Source organism: Pedobacter alpinus (assembly GCF_042684645.1).
GTDB classification, from domain to species: domain Bacteria; phylum Bacteroidota; class Bacteroidia; order Sphingobacteriales; family Sphingobacteriaceae; genus Pseudopedobacter; species Pseudopedobacter alpinus.
Genome location: NZ_JBHULV010000023.1, coordinates 89,620 through 106,690, shown reverse-complemented (window position 1 = coordinate 106,690; position 17,071 = coordinate 89,620). Strand labels below are relative to the sequence as shown.

Sequence of the window (17,071 nt, the reverse complement as noted above, 5' to 3'; positions counted from 1 at the left end):
ACGGGAGTGTATTTCCAGGGGATGATATTTTTGGTAATTTTCCTCCAGGCTATTACATATTTCAAATAAGGGCAATTGGTGCTTGTGGCACATCTGATTGGGTGGAAACAGAAGTAGAATCTCTAGATTGTTCTATGAATAATTATCGTACAGGTAATTTTAATATTTATCCTAACCCTGCTAATAATGAGCTTAATTTAGAATTTCAAAATTACAGTAATACACGCGAGATAAAAATATTGAATGATAAGGGAGATATTTTAATTTCATCTCAAACTAAAAAGGGAGAGAAAACATTAAAATTGAATACCAAAGACCTTAAAAACGGTACTTATTACCTCCATATAACAGACGGAAAAGAAACCATCAAAAAGCAAATTATAATAGCGCACTAGTTATTCAAAATCAAAAACCAAATCCTGATGATGTAAAAATTATCAGGATTTTTTTAGGAAAGCAATTGCTGTTCCGTGTTCTTTGATGTTAAAATCATTAAGATTGAAGACTCAATGTAGGGATTTTTTGTTTTTACACACAAAAAATTTACAAAAGCGCTTATATAAATCATTTAAAACTGCTTAGATTTAGAAATTAATCCCTTTTTATGAAGAAAAAATTACTCACCATTTTATTTATAAGCGTTGGTCTTTTTGTTAAAGCACAAGAAACTTATCCTGTAAATGGGTCTAAAGATTACCGAAACGGTCAATTTGCTTTTACAAATGCCAATATTGTTATTAACTCGGTGCAAACCATTAAAAACGGTACACTAATTATTAAAGATCAAAAAATTGAACAAGTTGGTACAGCTTTAACCATTCCTAAAGGTTACGTGGTAATTGATTTAAAAGGGAAATACATTTACCCTTCTTTAATTGATGCTTTTAGTAATTATGGAGTGCCAGAAAGTTCTCGTCAGAGTTTTGGCAGAGGTGCTCAACCTGTATTTACTTCTACAAAAGGAGGTGCTTATTCTTGGAACGAAGCAATAAAACCAGAAATGAGCACAGCTTCGGTTTTTAATGTGGATGTTAAAAAAGCAGAGGAATTAAAAAAATTAGGTTTTGGGACTGTTAATACCTTAATAAAAGATGGTATTGCTAGAGGAACATCAGTAGTGGTTACATTAAATGATGATAGTCCTAATTTAGTGATATTGAAAGATAATGTATCTGCAAATTACTCTTTTAATAAAGGCACAGCTAAAACAGATTATCCAAGTTCTTTAATGGGTGCTATTGCCTTAATGCGTCAAACTTATTTAGATGCAAATTGGTACAAAAGCCAAAGTAAAGAGTTTAACATGTCTTTATCAGAATTTAACAAAACACAAAGTTTAACTCAGCTTTTTGAAGTGAATAGTTGGCAAGATGTTTTAAGAGCTGATAAGCTTGGCGACGAGTTTAATACCCAATATTTATTTAAATCTGGTGGAGACGAATACCAAAGAATTGCAGCTATTAAAGCAACAAATGGAAAATTTATTATTCCTTTAAACTTCCCTAAAGCCTACGATGTTGAAGATCCTGCAGATGCTAGGAGTGTAAGTTACGCACAAATGAAACATTGGGAATTAGCACCAACAAACCCTGCGGTAATGCAAAACGCTGGAGTTGAATTTGCAATCACTTCATCAGATTTAGAAAGTACTAAAGATTTCTGGACAAACCTACGTTTAGCTATAGATCATGGTTTAACACAGCAACAGGCTTTAAAATCGTTAACAGAGATACCAGCTAAATTTTTAGGAATTGATAATCAAGTAGGCACATTAAGTGCTGGTAAAGCAGCTAATTTTTTAATCACATCAGATTCCTTATTCAAAAAAGGCAATATCATTTACGAAAACTGGGTGCAAGGTAAAAGGTTTATTGTAGCGCAAAAAGATGTGAAAGATTTGAGAGGTAATTACGATTTGGTGATTGGCGGTATGGGTGCTTACACTATGAAAATTGGTGGAAGTTTAGGCGCTTATGATTTAAACTTAGAAAAAACTGGAGCTGATAGTTTAAAAGTAAAAGGTAATATTACCCGTAACGGCGATTTGGTAAGCATTTACTTTGATTTGAATAAGAACAAAACTGGCGATACGAGGTTAACCGGTTACTTAGACGCTGAAACACCTATTGTAATAAAAGGCGAGGCTATAGATGCAGATGGTGATAAAAGTAATTTTACAGCTACCTACGCTACTGCCTTTACAGAAAAAGTTAAAAAAGAAGAACCAAAGCCAGCGCTTAAAGTTGGAGATGTTATTTTTCCATTTATAGCTTTTGGTAATAAAGAAACCCCAAAACAAGAAAGTGTTTTATTTAAAAACGCCACCGTTTGGACCAACGAGAAAGATGGTATTTTGCAAAATACAGACGTTTTAATTGTTAACGGAAAAATAAAATCTATAGGTAAAAACCTAAACGCTGCGGGTGCAAAAATAATTGATGCTACTGGTAAACATTTAACTGCGGGTATTATTGACGAGCATTCGCACATTGCAATTAGCCGCGGTGTAAACGAAGGTACGCAAGCGGTAACTTCTGAAGTTAGAATTGGCGATGTTTTAGAGTCTGACGATATAAATATTTACCGTCAGTTAGGTGGTGGCGTAACAACTTCACATTTATTACATGGCTCTGCAAATCCAATTGGAGGGCAAACCCAATTAATTAAATTACGATGGGGTAAGACACCAGAAGAAATGAAATTTACTGGTTGGGAAGGTTTTATCAAGTTTGCCTTAGGCGAAAATGTGAAGCAAAGCAACTGGGGCGATTTTAATACCATCCGTTTTCCACAAACTCGTATGGGTGTTGAACAAGTTTTTGTTGATGCATTTGTTAGGGCTAAAGAATACAAAGCACAATGGGCAGCTTATAATGGTGCAAAAAATAAATCGGGCTTAAGCCAACCCCGTAAAGATTTAGAGTTGGATGCTTTGGTAGAAATTTTGGACGATAATCGTCATATCACTTGCCACTCTTATGTACAATCAGAAATAAATATGTTGATGCATGTTGCAGATAGTTTAGGCTTTAAGATAAACACGTTTACCCATATTTTAGAAGGCTATAAAGTTGCCGATAAAATGGCAGCCAGAGGAATTGCAGGTTCTACCTTTGCAGATTGGTGGGCTTATAAAATGGAGGTTTCAGAAGCAATTGCATATAATGGTAAATTAATGCACAGTGCCGGAGTGTTAACTGCCTTCAATTCTGATGATGCAGAAATGGCTCGTCGTTTAAACCAAGAAGCTGCAAAAGCAGTAAAGTATGGGAATGTGAGCGAAGAAGAGGCTTTTAAATTTGTAACGTTAAATCCGGCAAAGATGCTCCATATTGATGATAAAGTGGGTAGCATTAAAGTTGGTAAAGATGCCGATTTGGTAGTTTGGTCTGCAAACCCGTTATCTGTTTACGCTAAAGCCGAGAAAACTTTTGTTGATGGTATTAAGTATTGGGATATAGACCAAGATGCAGAAAAACAAAAAGCTATGGTTTCAGAAAAATCTCGCTTAATTCAAAAAATGATAGATTCTAAAAGTGGTGGTTCAAAAACTCAACGTCCGGTAACTACTAAGCCAGCCTTAGATACTTGCGATACCATGGAAGAAGATTACCAAACTGCAGCTCATTAATCTGTTATTTTAAAGAAAACAAAATGAAAAAATTAATATTTCAAATGATAGCATTAAGTTTTGCAAGTAGCTTAACTTTTGCACAAGCTGATATTGCACCTGCACCCAAGCAAAAAAACAACATAGCAATTGTAGGTGGCACCATACATATTGGTAATGGGAAGGTAATAGAAAACGGCACCATATTTTTCTCAGAAGGGAAAATAACAATGGTGAAAGAAGGTGATGCTGTTCCGCAAGATATTGCTGTTTACAAAGCAACCGGCAAACACATTTACCCTGGTTTTATAGCACCAGCAAATGGTTTAGGTTTGGTTGATGTAGAATCTGTTAGGGCAACCCGTGATATCTCGGAAACAGGAGACATAAACCCACATGTACGTTCTATCATTGCTTACAATACCGATTCTAAAATTATTGCCACCATCCGTTCTAACGGTATATTATTATCGCAACCTACTCCGCAAGGAGGGTTAATTTCTGGTACTTCATCTATAGTGCAATTAGATGCTTGGAATTGGGAAGATGCCGCTTACAAATTAGATATGGCAGTTCATTTTAATTGGCCAACATCAAAAACTAGAACCAGCAGAAGAGGAGGCGGAGCTTCAGAAGAACAACAAAAAGAACGTTACCAAAAGCAAATGGCGGAAATGCAAAGTTATTTAGCACAAGCCCAAGCTTATGCAAATTTAGGTAATCCACAAACGTTTAACGCAAGATTTGATGCTTTAAAAGGTTTGTTTAATGGCACTAAAAAAGCAATGGTAAATGTAAATGACCAAAAAGACATTATTATAGCTGTTAAGTTTTTTGAAAGCTTTAATATTAAACCTGTTTTGGTGGGTGCACAGGAGGCTTCAGAAATTACAAGTTTTTTAAAAGAGCATCAGATTGCTGTAATTATGCGTGAGAGCCAAGCTTTACCAAATAATGAAGATGATGATATTTATTTACCATATAAAAATGCTAAAATTTTGCATGATGCTGGCGTTCTAGTAGGGATGAGTATTGATGGTTATTGGCAACAACGTAACCTTCCGTTTATGGCAGGCACAGCGGCAGCTTATGGTTTAACCAAAGAAGAAGCTTTAGCTACAATTACTTTAAATAACGCTAAAATTTTAGGTATTGATGCGCAAACAGGAAGTTTAGAAGTTGGTAAAGATGCAAACATCATTATTTCTACTGGCGATGCTTTGGATATGAGAACAAACAATATAGAAACTGCTTTTATACAAGGCCGGTTAATTAATTTAGATAATTTACAGAAACAACTTTACAAGCGTTATGCTGATAAATATGGCATAAAAGCCGATTAAAATTTAAATTAATTTAATTTCTAAAAAGCCTGCATTCTACAAAAATGCAGGCATTTTATTTCTGCTTTGTTTCCGTTTTATAAATTAAATAAGCCTTAGCTAAAATTATTATCTTTGACGTACTAATCTATTAATTAAGATGGCTGAGAAGGGATATAAAACTATTAACTATAGATACATATTAATTGCAGTTTTTACTTTTTCCTTGGTGCAATTGGTATATGTAGCCATCCATCGTAAAGAAGTTTCTAAAAACTTGTCGGAGTCTGTTAATTTATTGAGCGAAAATAATTTAGCCATTCACGATATTAACAGCAGTTTCGAAAGCTTGTTTGATATCGAAAATAAGTTTAGGTTATATGTAAACACGCGTGAATCTGTTTATTATCAAGATTATAAATCTCAACTTTTATTATTAGGGGCTAAGCTTGATAGCCTTCAAGCATATCGTAATCTAAATTCAAAAAATCAGCAAACAAAAAACTTAACTGCATTAGTAAAAGATAAAAAAAGAAATACAGATTTGTTTATCAGGCTAAAAGCAATTAATGACTCTTTATTGTTGGCAACAGATAAGTTAAGTGAGATTGAAGAAAGTCGAGGTTTTTATTTCAAACCTTTTAAAATAACCGATATACAATCTATTTTATCGCAAAAAGCCGATACAGCTGTACAAGTAAATGACACGCCAAAGAAAGGGTTGCTTAAACGTATTGGTGCTGCATTAGTTAATAAAAATACAGCAACTGCCGATACAATTATTACCAAAAATAATAACCTAGTACAAAACACTAAAATTACACAGGATAGTTTAACACTGTTAAAGATGAACAGTTTGTTTAAGCAAAGTATCAAAAAGTTGGTTGCTAATCAAAATCTGGTTAAAGCTCGCGAAAATGAAATTATTGTAGCAAACATGACTTTGTTAAACGAACTTTTAACCATTCTAAAAGAATTAGAAACTCAAGAATACAATAAAAACATAGCAAACGCCAGTGTGTTAAAAGTTTATGCAACAAACAGCCTTAAATCTTTAAATAGTGATACTAGAATAGTTTTAATATTAGCTCTTGTTTTAGCTTTGGTTATCATATTTAATATATGGAGATTGTATAATTATGAGCATCAGCTTGTTGAAGCTAAAAATGATGCAGTTAAACAAACCAATCTTAAGCGAGATTATTTAGCACACCTTAGTCATGAAATTAGAACACCCCTAAATTCTATTGTTGGTTTTTCTTCGCAATTGTCTAAAAATCCGTCAGAAGAAGAAAGTAGGTCTTACATAGGTGCTATCACAGAATCTTCAAATATGTTGCTTTCTTTGGTAAATGATGTTTTAGATTTAACCAAACTAGAATCGGGTAAATTAAATTTAAATGCCACTAATTTTAACCCACAAAAGGCGGTTAAAGATGTGGTTAATACTTTGCAGGTTTTAGCACAAAGCAAAAAATTGGATTTAGTAGCAAATTTCTTTTTTGAAGACGGTACTATTTTGAAAGGAGATGAATATCGCTTTAAACAAGTACTTGTGAATTTAATTAACAACGCCATTAAATTTACCAGTACAGGTTCTGTAACAGTAAACTGCAAGTTAGTTTCTGCATCAAACATTACCTTAGAAATAATTGATACGGGTGTTGGCATCTCTAAACAAAATATTACTGTTTTGTTTGATGAGTTTACGCAGGTATTGGATAATAATTCTGAAAACCGAAAAGACGGAAGTGGTTTGGGCTTAAGTATCACTAAAAAAATTATTGAAGCGCAAAACGGAACTATAATTGTAGAAAGTGAATTTGGTAAAGGCTCTAGGTTTATCGTAAATATTCCTTATGCAGTTGCTGATGCGCCGGTTTGCGTGGTTGAAAGTACTTCGGAAAATGATAATGCTACAATTGCGTTACATAAACCTTTAAATTTAGACCCTAATAAAGTATTAATTGTTGATGATAATTTGTTGAATATTAAACTACTTACCATCATTCTAAAGAAATGGGGTATAGCTTGTGATGAGGCTGCAAACGGCGAAATTGCGTTTCAGTTATTTGAAGATAATGAATATGCTGCTGTATTAACTGATATACAAATGCCAGTAATGAATGGGGTTGAGCTCACTAAGAAAATTAGATTATATAGCAATTCCGAAAAAGCAAATATTCCTATTTTTGCCATCACAGCAAATGTGATTTCCGAAGAGTTGGCTGGTTATATTGCCGCCGGAATGAATGGGCATATTATTAAACCTTTTCAAGAGCAAACACTTTATCAAATATTGCAAAAATTAAGCCTGCAACAATCCACCGCATCATAATTTAATTCCTCAGAATCTGTTTTAGATTTCAATTTTACTTTTCTATAGCAAATAAAACTCTTTAGAATTATGAATTAACATCCATGGATGTTAATTTTGTCACATGAAATTAGAAGAAGAAATTAAACATGAATTTTTAAATCCTCAGCAAAGGGCTTTCACCAATGTGATATTTACTTCTAACTGGATATTGAACAAAATTGCCATTGCTTTAAAGCCCACAAGTTTATCTCTACAACAATTTAATGCTTTAAGTATTTTAGCTGGGCAGCCAAACCAAACGGCTACTGTTAATTTAATAAAAGAGAGATTGATTGATAGGATGCCAAATGTATCTAGGTTGTTAAATAAGTTAATGGATAAAGGTTTAATAGCGAAAGAGAGAAACCCAACAGACCAGAGAGAAGTGTTTGTTAAAATAACAGATGAAGGTCAGAAAATCCGTAAGCAAGGACGCATATTAATTGATGGTTTGGTTTTTGATTTAAGTAACGAACAATCTAATTCATTAAACGATTTATTAGAGAAAATTAGAAGTTAAAAAAAATTATTAAAATAAAGTCCATGGATGTTAATGTTGATGGCTTAAAAATGACGAAATGATGAATAGAGTAATTTTATTAGATAAAAGACCAATTGGAACGCCAACTTTAAATGATTTTAAATTTATTGAAGAAGAAAAACCTACCGCTAAAAACGGAGAAATATTATTGAAAGCATTGTTTGTTTCTGTTGATCCTTACTTAAGAGGAAGAATGAGCGATGCAAAATCTTACGTTCCGCCGTTTGAACTTCACAAACCTATAAGTTCTGGTATGATAGCAGAAGTTATTGCTTCTGAAAACGCTGATTTTAAAGTAGGAAGTCATGTTTCGGGTTTATTAGAATGGAAAGAATTTCAAGTGAGTACGGGCAAAGGACTTAATAAAGTAGATGGTACTAAAGTTGGATTATCTGCTTACTTAGGGATACTTGGGATGACCGGTTTAACAGCTTATTTAGGTTTAACAGAAATTGGAAAGCCTAAAGAAGGAGAAACATTGGTAGTTTCTGGTGCGGCTGGCGCTGTAGGTTCTGTAGTTGGGCAAATAGGTAAAGTATTAGGTTGCAGAGTTGTTGGTTTAGCCGGAACGGATGAAAAAGTTGAAATGCTTAAAAAAGATTTTGGTTATGATGAAGTAATCAATTACAAAACCACTAAAGATATTTCAAAAGCCATTAAAAATGCTGCTCCAAACGGAGTGGATGTTTATTTTGATAATGTAGGTGGCGAAATTTCTGATGCAGTTTTAGCTAACATAAACAATTTTGCAAGAGTGCCGGTTTGTGGTGCAATATCTTTATATAACGATACTGAAATTGCTAAAGGGCCAAGATTGCAACCAATTATTGTAAAAAACAGTGTGTTAATGCAAGGTTTTATTGTGTCAAATTACGCGGCTAAATTCCCAGAAGCTATTCAAAAAATGGCTACTTGGTTAAAAGATGGAAAATTGGCACATCAAGAAACCATAGTTGAAGGTTTTGATCAAATACCACAAGCTTTTTTAGACCTTTTTGAAGGAAAAAATAAAGGTAAAATGATTGTTAAAATATAAAATGATGGCCAGCAAAATTAAAATAGATATTGTTTCTGATTTGGTTTGTCCTTGGTGTTACATAGGTCAAAAAAGACTGAATGACGCTTTAAAACAAGGTAATTACGAGGCGGAAATAACCTGGAAACCTTTTCAGTTGCACCCAGAATTGCAAAAAGAGGGAATGGACAAAAATAAGTTCTTAACTCAAAAATTTGGAGAAAGAGGCGCAAATATGTTTAATCAGATTAAAGATGTTGCAGATAGCGAATCTTTAGCGATGAATCCGGAAAGTATCACAAATATCCCCAATACCATAAACATACACCGTTTAATGTGGTTTGCTAAACAAAAGGGCAAAGATTTAAGTTTAGCGGTAAAATTATTTGAAGCTTATTTTGCAGCCGGTAAAGATTTTTCTAACAATCAAACTTTAGTACAATTAGGAGAAGAGTGTGGCTTAGATAAACTTGAATTAGAACAATTTTTAGCTAGTGATGTTGCTAAAGAAGAAGTTTTAGCAGAAGAAGCGATGTACAGAAATGCTGGAATTAATGCGGTACCAACATTTATTATTAATGATAAATATATGATACAAGGTGCTCAACCACCTGCTGCTTTTTTAGAAGCATTTGAGCAATTAGAAATAAAAAAAGAAAGTAATGAATTCCAGTGTACTGGAGACGATTGTTAACTATAAGATAAAGAATATAAATTATGTTAAATTTTGAATTTAAAAACCCTACTAAAATAATTTTTGGTAAAGGACAAATAGCTAAAATTGCTACAGAAATACCAAAAAATGCTAAAGTTTTAATGCTTTATGGTGGTGGCAGTATCAAATCAAACGGTATTTATGAACAAGTGAAAACAGCATTAAAAGATTTTGAAGTTATAGAGTTTGGAGGTATTCCGGCTAATCCAGAATATGCTATTTTAATGGATGCATTAAAAATCATCAAAGAAGAAAATATAACTTATATGTTAGCTGTTGGCGGTGGTTCTGTTATTGATGGTACTAAATTTTTATCATCAGCAGCTTTATATGAAGGTAGCGAGCCTTGGGATATTTTAAAAAATGCCATCCCAACAAAAAAAGGTTTACCATTTGGAACTGTTTTAACTTTACCTGCAACAGGTTCGGAAATGAATTCTGGTTCGGTAATTACCAGAGCAGAAACACAAGAAAAATTGGCTATGGGTGGTCCTGGCTTATTTCCTGAATTTTCTATTCTGGACCCAGAAGTGGTACAATCTATCCCACAGCGCCAATTAGCAAACGGTATTACTGATGCTTTTACACATGTTTTAGAACAATACATGACTTACCCAATTGGTGCAGCATTGCAAGACAGATTTGCAGAAAGTATTATGCAAACTTTAATTGAAGTAGCTCCCAGAATAACAGCTAACCCTTCAGATTATGAGGCGGCTGCTAATTTTATGTGGAGTTGTACCATGGCTTTGAATGGATTAATACAAAAAGGAGTGCCAACAGATTGGGCTGTGCATGCTATTGGGCATGAGCTTACGGCACAATACGGAATAGACCATGCAAGAACTTTAGCTGTAATTGCACCTAGTCATTACCGTTACAACTTTGCATCAAAAAGAGAAAAACTAGCTCAATACGGAAAAAGAGTTTGGGGAATTACCGAAGGCGATACAGATGCTATTGCGAAAGCAGCCATCGTAAAAACAGAAGATTTTTTCCATTCTCTAGAAATCGACACCAAATTATCTGACTATACTAAAGATTATGAAGGAACTGCACAAAAAATTGCAGCAAGATTTACAGAAAGAGGTTGGTTAGGTTTAGGAGAACACAAAACATTAGCTCCGGCAGATGTTGAGAAAATTGTAGAAATGAGCTATTAGGTTGCTATTGTATTTACAGTAAAACTTAATAGAAAAAGCGTTAACGATGGTAGCGATACCCTTTTTTGTAATCTTGAACGAAGTCGAAGGACAGCAAAAAAGATTTATCCGCCAGCTGGAGTAGTGGTAAAATGTCCACAAAAAAATAAATTTTATTAAATTAAAAACAACAACAATGAAAGTATTAATTGTATTAACATCACACAGTGATTTAGGAAATACCGGCGAAAAAACCGGATTTTGGGTAGAAGAATTTGCTGCACCATATTATGTAATGGCAGATGCAGGAGTGGAACTTACTATTGCTTCGCCAAAAGGCGGGCAACCACCAATAGACCCTAAAAGCACAGCGCCAGATTCTCAGACACCAGCCACTAAACGTTTTTATGCAGACGAAGCTTTAAAAACAAAATTGGCTATTTCAGTTGTTTTAAGTGAGGTTAACCAAGCAGACTATGATGCTGTTTTTTACCCTGGAGGCCATGGCCCACTTTGGGATTTAGCAAATGATGAAAACTCTATTGCATTAATTCAAAACTTTTATAATAATGATAAGCCAGTAGCTTTTGTATGCCACGCACCAGGTGCTTTGGTAAATGTTAAAGATGCTAATGGCGAGCCTTTGGTAAAAGGTAAAGAAGTAACTGGTTTCTCAAATACAGAGGAAGAGGCAGTGCAATTAACAGATGTAGTTCCGTTTTTATTAGAAGACGAAATGAAAAAATTAGGTGCTACTTACAGCAAAGGTGCAGATTGGGGAGTGTATGTTAAACAAGATGGTTTGTTAATTACAGGTCAAAATCCGGCATCATCAGAAGAGGCTGCGAAATTACTTTTAAAAGCATTATTAGTAAAAAAAGCTAGTTAGTGATTTCGGAAAAGCAATGCAATTTTTGCTTTTGTAATTAAGAAGCATAGTAAAAAAGCCAGAAATAAATCTGGCTTTTTTGTTCATTAAAAAATGACTATTTTTTCGTAAATAGTTAAAGCATAATAAATTATTAAATAAACGTTTATCAATTATGATAATTTCAATTATAAAATTTTCTTTAGTTTTTCTTTTGGGCTTATTAGGCGCTGATGATCAACCTGTTTTTAAAGGAGGAGAAAGTGCTTTAGAACAATTTATAAATACCAATAAAGTTTATCCGGTTTATTCAAAACGTAATTGTATAGAAGGCGTTATTTATGTTTCTTTTAATTTAAATAAAGACGGACAAGTTTCAAACGTAAAAGCAAAACAAGGTTTAGGTGTTGATTTAGATGATGAAGCTATAAGATTGATTAAGCTAACTACCCATAAATGGGATATCCCGAAGAATTATAGCGAAAGATCTGAAATGGTGGTGCCTATAAAATTTACGCTGCAAAATTATAATTGTAGTAACCTTACAGCTAATGAAATAGCGAAATCAATTGAAGCATATAAAACAAGACAAGCTTTAGAAGATGCAATTATAAATTATTATAAGAATAAATACGCAGGTTTGGCAAACACTAAAAATGAACAAGAAATAATAAATCTGAAAGCAGATTTAGGCTACGATGCTGAATTAGTGGAAGAATTATTAGTGGAAGCAAAAAAGAAATTGAAACAAGGAGATAAGGATGGCGCTTGTGAAACTTTAAATTTTATTAAAAATATTGGCTTTACAGATGCCGATGATTTAATTGCCCAAAACTGTAAATAAGCTATATTAGCGCCATGAAATGGACACTTCGTTTTTTTGCGTTTTTAGATTTATTGTCTTTTTACTTAATGGCCCCAGAAGGGAGCTTACAATTGTTTTCGTTCTTTCAAGAAGAATCATTTACTATAAATGAGATTTTTTCGAGGTTTTTATATGTTCTGCTATGGTTTAGTTTATTAGCATCAGCATTTTTATTAGCTATTCCTAAAAAAGCAGGGATAATAATTTATTACTGCCAGTTATTACCCCGTTTTATTTTTTTAGCTTTTTCCATAGGTTTTGTTTCCTCCATCAGCTATTACGTTTCTTGGGTAGGATTAGAAAATTTATTATTCTCCTTATTTATCTTCGCAGAAATGCTAAGAATTTATTGGAGCTATAAATTTCAAAAAGATGTATAAATCCAACCAAGCAAATTATTTTATTCCATTCTCATATAAATTAGAATGAAATGTTTTTTCAATAATGTCTGATACCACAAAAAGTTTATATACCCTTCCTTTCCTTTTAGTTTGCTTTAGCTCTTTTCTTTTTTCTGCGAGTTTTAACATGTTAATTCCTGAGTTGCCTGCATATTTAACAAGTTTAGGTGGAGCAGAATATAAGGGTTTAATCATCGCTCTATTTACCATAACTGCTGGCATTTCTCGTCCGTTTAGTGGCAAGTTAACTGATAAAATTGGGCGAGTACCTATTATGGCTATCGGTTCTTTAGTTTGTTTTGTTTGTGGCTTTTTGTATCCAATACTCACCAGTATTTCAGGCTTTTTATTTTTAAGATTAATTCATGGGTTTTCTACGGGTTTTAAGCCAACTGCAACTGCTGCTTACGTTGCAGATATTGTACCTGCAGGTAGGTGGGGAGAAGCTATGGGCATACATAGCTTGTTTTTTAGTACAGGTATGGCAATTGGCCCAGCAATAGGAAGTGCAATTACTCAATATTTTTCTATCAATATTTTATTTTACTGCTCCTCATTGTTTGCATTGTTATCCATTGCCATCATATTTAATATGAAAGAAACTTTGGCAAACAAACAAACTTTTAAAGTGAGTTTATTAAAAATAAAGAGTAACGAATGGATGAATAAACAAGCTTTGCCAGCTTTTTGGGTAACCTTATTTAGCTATGTAAGTTACGGGGCAATTATAACCGTAATTCCCGATTGGACAGCGCATGTAGGTATAGCAAATAAGGGTGTGTTTTTTATGGTTTTCACCATCTCATCATTATTAATGCGTTTTTTGGCAGGCAAATCATCAGATAAGTTTGGGAGAGTACCAATTCTAAAAATTTCTTTATCAATACTTTGTATTGCCTTAATATGGATTGGTACTTGGCAAACCGTTACAGGTTTTTTAAGTGGAGCCTTACTTTATGGCGTTGCAACTGGTATGCTTTCGCCAGCTATTTCTGCCTGGACAATTGATTTAAGTGATTACGATAAAAGAGGACTTTCTGTTGCTACCATGTATATTGGCTTAGAAGTAGGGATTGGATTAGGAGCTTTCTTTTCGGGTTGGTTTGTACAAGACATTATTGGGCGTACGCCAACCGTTTTTTACGGTATTGCATCTGTAAATATGCTTGGCTTAGTTTATCTGTTTTGGCATAAAACTAAAAAAATACAGCCAAAAAAAAATCCTCTTACTAGTTAAAGCAAAAGGATTTTTAAAATTGTGTATTATTTAAAACTTTAAAGCCAAACCTGCTTGCCAAACTTGGTTTTTAAAAGCTGGAGTTTCAGTAGTTCCGTTTTCATTGTTTTTTTGGAAATCTAAAGCATACCTTCCGTTTAAGCTTATGTTTTTTGTAATATCAAAACCAGCTCCTAAAACACCGCCAGCTATACTTTTCTTAAACTTATCCGCATCGTCTTCATATTTTGTTTGTTGCGAACTATTAAAATCACCTTCGTATTTATTGGTAGTTTTAGTTAAAAATGAAATTTGTGGCCCTAAATACAAATTGAAACCACTAGCTACATTTATAGCCGCTAAAATTGGTACTTCAATCCAATTGGTTGTTTGAGTAAACGTACCATTATTTAATAATCCCGTTCTTTCAGATTTGTAACCCTTCTGAGAAAACATCACCTCCGGCTGAAAAGATAATCTATCAACAATAGGGATACTAATAAATACACCTGCATTATAACCAGTTAAATAATCTGTTTTAAAATCAGAATCATCGGTTTTAATAATATTACTAAAACTTACACCTCCTTTAATTCCAAAACTTAAACCACTTGATTTTTCTTGAGCATTGACTTTTCCTATCATTAGTAAAGCAAAAGCAGCTATAAATAATTTTTTCATAATTTTATTTTAATTAATTTAATGTGCTTAGGAAATAATGATGCCAAAAAATAATTTTGTCTAACATTTATTACATAATATATTGATTAATAAATATTTATGTTTTTATGATTTCAATTTATGATTTACTTAATTTTTGTTTCAGATAAAAACTGGGTGTAGTTTATGCACTACAAAATTAATTTTTCAATATCATTAAATAATAATTTCTTTAACCCGGATTATGCAGTAGAGATTAAAGCGAAACAAGATTATAAAAAAAGCTATTAGACACGGGTTTTTTCTAATTAAAAGAATAGTTTTTCTATTCTAATGTTAGAAAAAAGAGTATAGAAATAGATTTGCAGTAGAATTTTGTTGTGGCAAATTCTTATTGCGTAATCTTGGTTTAATGTATATCTTAGCCCTTGTCTTCTTCAATTATTAAATTGTTAATAAAGTAAAATATACCAAATCGTTTACATAGCTATTAATTTAGATATTGCGTTATTAAATTTGGTGGTTTATCAAATTAGCTAAAAAACACTTTAAAAAATTTGTAATGAAGAAATCTTTTTGGTTTGTATTAAGCCTAATCTGCTTTTCAATAGGTTTAAAAGCACAAACTCCTGTTCCTTTTGTTAAAACCTTAAATAATCCCAATCGCTGGGTCGATTCGGTATTTAAAAAAATGACCAGAAATCAAAAAATTGGTCAGCTATTTATGGTTCGAGCACATACAGATTTAGGTCAAAAATACGCCGATTCTGTAGGGAAAGTTATTGCAAAAGAACATTTAGGTGGAGTAGTTTTTTTTCAAGGCGGGCCTGCAAAGCAAGCTGCTTTAACTAATCAATATCAAAAGCTTTCAAAAATTCCGCTAATGGTAGCAATGGACGCCGAATGGGGTTTGGGTATGCGTTTAGATAGTACCATGTCTTATCCTTATCAAATGACGTTGGGGGCAATTCAAAACAACCAGCTGTTGTATAAAATGGGGCAAGAAGTTGCCAAAGACTTTAAAAGGTTAGGCATGCAAATAAATTTTGCGCCTGTAATGGATGTAAACAACAACCCAAAAAATCCGGTAATTAATTTCAGATCTTTTGGAGAAAATAAATACAACGTTGCAGAAAAAAGTATCGCATATATGCAAGGAATGCAAGAAAGTGGTATTTTAACAACAGCAAAACATTTTCCTGGCCATGGCGATACGGATGTTGATTCTCATTACGATTTACCAAAATTACCTTTTACTGCCGGGCGGTTAGATTCTTTAGAAATGTATCCTTTTAAAGAGGCTTTTAAAGCAAATTTAAGTGGTGTAATGGTAGCTCACATGAATATTCCATCTTTAGATAATACACCAAATTTGCCCTCCACTTTATCTAAACCAATAGTAACAGATATATTAAAAAACAAATTAGGTTTTGAAGGCTTAATATTTTCTGATGCCATGAATATGAAAGGTGTAGTTAAATTTTTCCCTAATGGCGAGGCAGATGTTAGAGGATTAATTGCCGGAAACGATGTTTTAGAACTTTCAGAAAACACACTGAGAGCTGAAAAACTGATTCGTAAATCTATCAGACAAAAAAGATTAACATGGGCAGATATTGATGCTAAAGTGCTTAAAATATTAAAAGCTAAATATTGGATGGGCTTAAATAAATTAGAGCCTGTAATTACCACAAATGTAGTTGCTGATTTGAACACGCCAGCAGCACAACAATTAAATCAAGAATTAAGTGATGCAGCCATCACCTTATTAAAAGGAGAAAGTCTTATACCGCTTAGAAACGATTTTGTACGCAAAACAGCAATTATAAACATAGGCCCAAAAGTACCTACTGTTTTTTCTGATGCTATAAGAAAGGAAATTCCAGATGCTACACTTTTTATCATCCCTAAAGATGTTACTTTAAAAGAGTTAGAAAGTGTAAAGCAAGAGTTGAAAAAGTTTGATATTTGTTTATTGAATATTTACGATACCAACAAAAGACCCGGTAGTAACATAGGCTACAGTATTGATTTAAAGTTGTTTATTGCAGATGTGGCTAAACAAAATACCATAACAACCGTTCTTGCTAACCCTTATACTATAGCTAGTTTACCCGGCATAGAAGGAAGTAAAACAATAATAATTGGTTATCAAAACTCACCACAAATGGAAAATGCAGCTGTTAAATTATTGCTAGGTAAAATTAAAGCTAACGGTAAATTACCAGTAACTATTAATAGCTTTTTTAAATATGGCGATGGTATTCAAATGAAATAGAATATTAAATAACGATATTATTACATATCAATAGCTAATGAGAAGTACTTGTTTTAAGGTGTTCTCATTAGCTATTTTT

14 protein-coding genes are annotated in these 17,071 nt (G+C 33.1%); 13 read left to right on the top strand and 1 reads right to left on the bottom strand.

Annotated features, from left to right (window positions below):
• The 12 genes from ACFSSE_RS07605 to ACFSSE_RS07550 form a co-directional block, all read left to right on the top strand.
• Window positions 1–395 (top strand): T9SS type A sorting domain-containing protein (locus ACFSSE_RS07605; RefSeq protein WP_379100840.1); only part of this gene is annotated, 395 nt, incomplete at its 5' end.
• Between the two features lie 209 nt (window positions 396–604).
• Complete coding sequence (locus ACFSSE_RS07600) at window positions 605–3,631, top strand: amidohydrolase family protein (protein WP_379043168.1); 3,027 nt, start codon at window positions 605–607, stop codon at window positions 3,629–3,631.
• Between the two features lie 23 nt (window positions 3,632–3,654).
• Entirely contained in the window at window positions 3,655–4,953 is a 1,299-nt protein-coding gene (locus ACFSSE_RS07595; RefSeq protein ID WP_379043163.1) for an amidohydrolase family protein, read from the top strand.
• 139 nt (window positions 4,954–5,092) lie between these two features.
• Window positions 5,093–7,270, top strand: coding sequence for an ATP-binding protein (locus tag ACFSSE_RS07590; protein WP_379043161.1), 2,178 nt, complete (start codon window positions 5,093–5,095; stop codon window positions 7,268–7,270).
• A 103-nt stretch (window positions 7,271–7,373) separates the two neighbouring features.
• Window positions 7,374–7,811, top strand: coding sequence for a MarR family winged helix-turn-helix transcriptional regulator (locus ACFSSE_RS07585; protein ID WP_379043159.1), 438 nt, complete (start codon window positions 7,374–7,376; stop codon window positions 7,809–7,811).
• A gap of 58 nt (window positions 7,812–7,869) precedes the next feature.
• Window positions 7,870–8,868 carry an NADP-dependent oxidoreductase gene (locus tag ACFSSE_RS07580; protein WP_379043157.1) on the top strand — a complete coding sequence of 333 codons (999 nt, stop codon included), beginning with the start codon at window positions 7,870–7,872 and terminating at the stop codon, window positions 8,866–8,868.
• Between the two features lies 1 nt (window position 8,869).
• Window positions 8,870–9,541 carry a DsbA family oxidoreductase gene (locus ACFSSE_RS07575; RefSeq protein ID WP_379100837.1) on the top strand — a complete coding sequence of 224 codons (672 nt, stop codon included), beginning with the start codon at window positions 8,870–8,872 and terminating at the stop codon, window positions 9,539–9,541.
• 23 nt (window positions 9,542–9,564) lie between these two features.
• Entirely contained in the window at window positions 9,565–10,725 is a 1,161-nt protein-coding gene (locus ACFSSE_RS07570) for an iron-containing alcohol dehydrogenase (RefSeq protein WP_379043152.1), read from the top strand.
• 175 nt (window positions 10,726–10,900) lie between these two features.
• Complete coding sequence (locus ACFSSE_RS07565; RefSeq protein WP_379043149.1) at window positions 10,901–11,593, top strand: type 1 glutamine amidotransferase domain-containing protein; 693 nt, start codon at window positions 10,901–10,903, stop codon at window positions 11,591–11,593.
• Between the two features lie 154 nt (window positions 11,594–11,747).
• A complete protein-coding gene (locus ACFSSE_RS07560; protein ID WP_379043146.1) occupies window positions 11,748–12,416 on the top strand; it encodes a TonB family protein in 669 nt (222 codons plus the stop codon).
• A gap of 14 nt (window positions 12,417–12,430) precedes the next feature.
• On the top strand, window positions 12,431–12,817 hold the full coding sequence (locus ACFSSE_RS07555; protein ID WP_379043143.1) for a hypothetical protein: 387 nt from the start codon (window positions 12,431–12,433) through the stop codon (window positions 12,815–12,817).
• A 64-nt stretch (window positions 12,818–12,881) separates the two neighbouring features.
• Window positions 12,882–14,075 (top strand): MFS transporter, encoded by a 1,194-nt coding sequence (locus ACFSSE_RS07550; RefSeq protein ID WP_379043140.1) that lies wholly within the window; start codon window positions 12,882–12,884, stop codon window positions 14,073–14,075.
• Between the two features lie 30 nt (window positions 14,076–14,105).
• Here ACFSSE_RS07550 and ACFSSE_RS07545 read toward each other — a convergent pair whose 3' ends face one another.
• Window positions 14,106–14,735, bottom strand: coding sequence for a porin family protein (locus ACFSSE_RS07545; RefSeq protein WP_379043137.1), 630 nt, complete (start codon window positions 14,733–14,735; stop codon window positions 14,106–14,108).
• A 541-nt stretch (window positions 14,736–15,276) separates the two neighbouring features.
• On the opposite strand from ACFSSE_RS07545, the gene ACFSSE_RS07540 reads away from it, so the two are divergent.
• The gene (locus ACFSSE_RS07540; RefSeq protein ID WP_379043134.1) at window positions 15,277–16,992 is read left to right on the top strand and encodes a glycoside hydrolase family 3 protein; all 1,716 of its coding nucleotides are present in this window, start codon (window positions 15,277–15,279) and stop codon (window positions 16,990–16,992) included.
• The last annotated feature ends 79 nt before the right edge of the window (window positions 16,993–17,071 follow it).

What these genes read in the sequence shown, in the direction of transcription:
- ACFSSE_RS07600 (WP_379043168.1), top strand. Translation starts at nt 605, where the DNA reads ATGAAGAAAAAATTACTCACCATTTTATTTATAAGCGTTGGTCTTTTT.
- ACFSSE_RS07595 (WP_379043163.1), top strand. Translation starts at nt 3,655, where the DNA reads ATGAAAAAATTAATATTTCAAATGATAGCATTAAGTTTTGCAAGTAGC.
- ACFSSE_RS07590 (WP_379043161.1), top strand. Translation starts at nt 5,093, where the DNA reads ATGGCTGAGAAGGGATATAAAACTATTAACTATAGATACATATTAATT.
- ACFSSE_RS07585 (WP_379043159.1), top strand. Translation starts at nt 7,374, where the DNA reads ATGAAATTAGAAGAAGAAATTAAACATGAATTTTTAAATCCTCAGCAA.
- ACFSSE_RS07580 (WP_379043157.1), top strand. Translation starts at nt 7,870, where the DNA reads ATGATGAATAGAGTAATTTTATTAGATAAAAGACCAATTGGAACGCCA.
- ACFSSE_RS07575 (WP_379100837.1), top strand. Translation starts at nt 8,870, where the DNA reads ATGATGGCCAGCAAAATTAAAATAGATATTGTTTCTGATTTGGTTTGT.
- ACFSSE_RS07570 (WP_379043152.1), top strand. Translation starts at nt 9,565, where the DNA reads ATGTTAAATTTTGAATTTAAAAACCCTACTAAAATAATTTTTGGTAAA.
- ACFSSE_RS07565 (WP_379043149.1), top strand. Translation starts at nt 10,901, where the DNA reads ATGAAAGTATTAATTGTATTAACATCACACAGTGATTTAGGAAATACC.
- ACFSSE_RS07560 (WP_379043146.1), top strand. Translation starts at nt 11,748, where the DNA reads ATGATAATTTCAATTATAAAATTTTCTTTAGTTTTTCTTTTGGGCTTA.
- ACFSSE_RS07555 (WP_379043143.1), top strand. Translation starts at nt 12,431, where the DNA reads ATGAAATGGACACTTCGTTTTTTTGCGTTTTTAGATTTATTGTCTTTT.
- ACFSSE_RS07550 (WP_379043140.1), top strand. Translation starts at nt 12,882, where the DNA reads ATGTCTGATACCACAAAAAGTTTATATACCCTTCCTTTCCTTTTAGTT.
- ACFSSE_RS07545 (WP_379043137.1), bottom strand. Translation starts at nt 14,735, where the DNA reads ATGAAAAAATTATTTATAGCTGCTTTTGCTTTACTAATGATAGGAAAA.
- ACFSSE_RS07540 (WP_379043134.1), top strand. Translation starts at nt 15,277, where the DNA reads ATGAAGAAATCTTTTTGGTTTGTATTAAGCCTAATCTGCTTTTCAATA.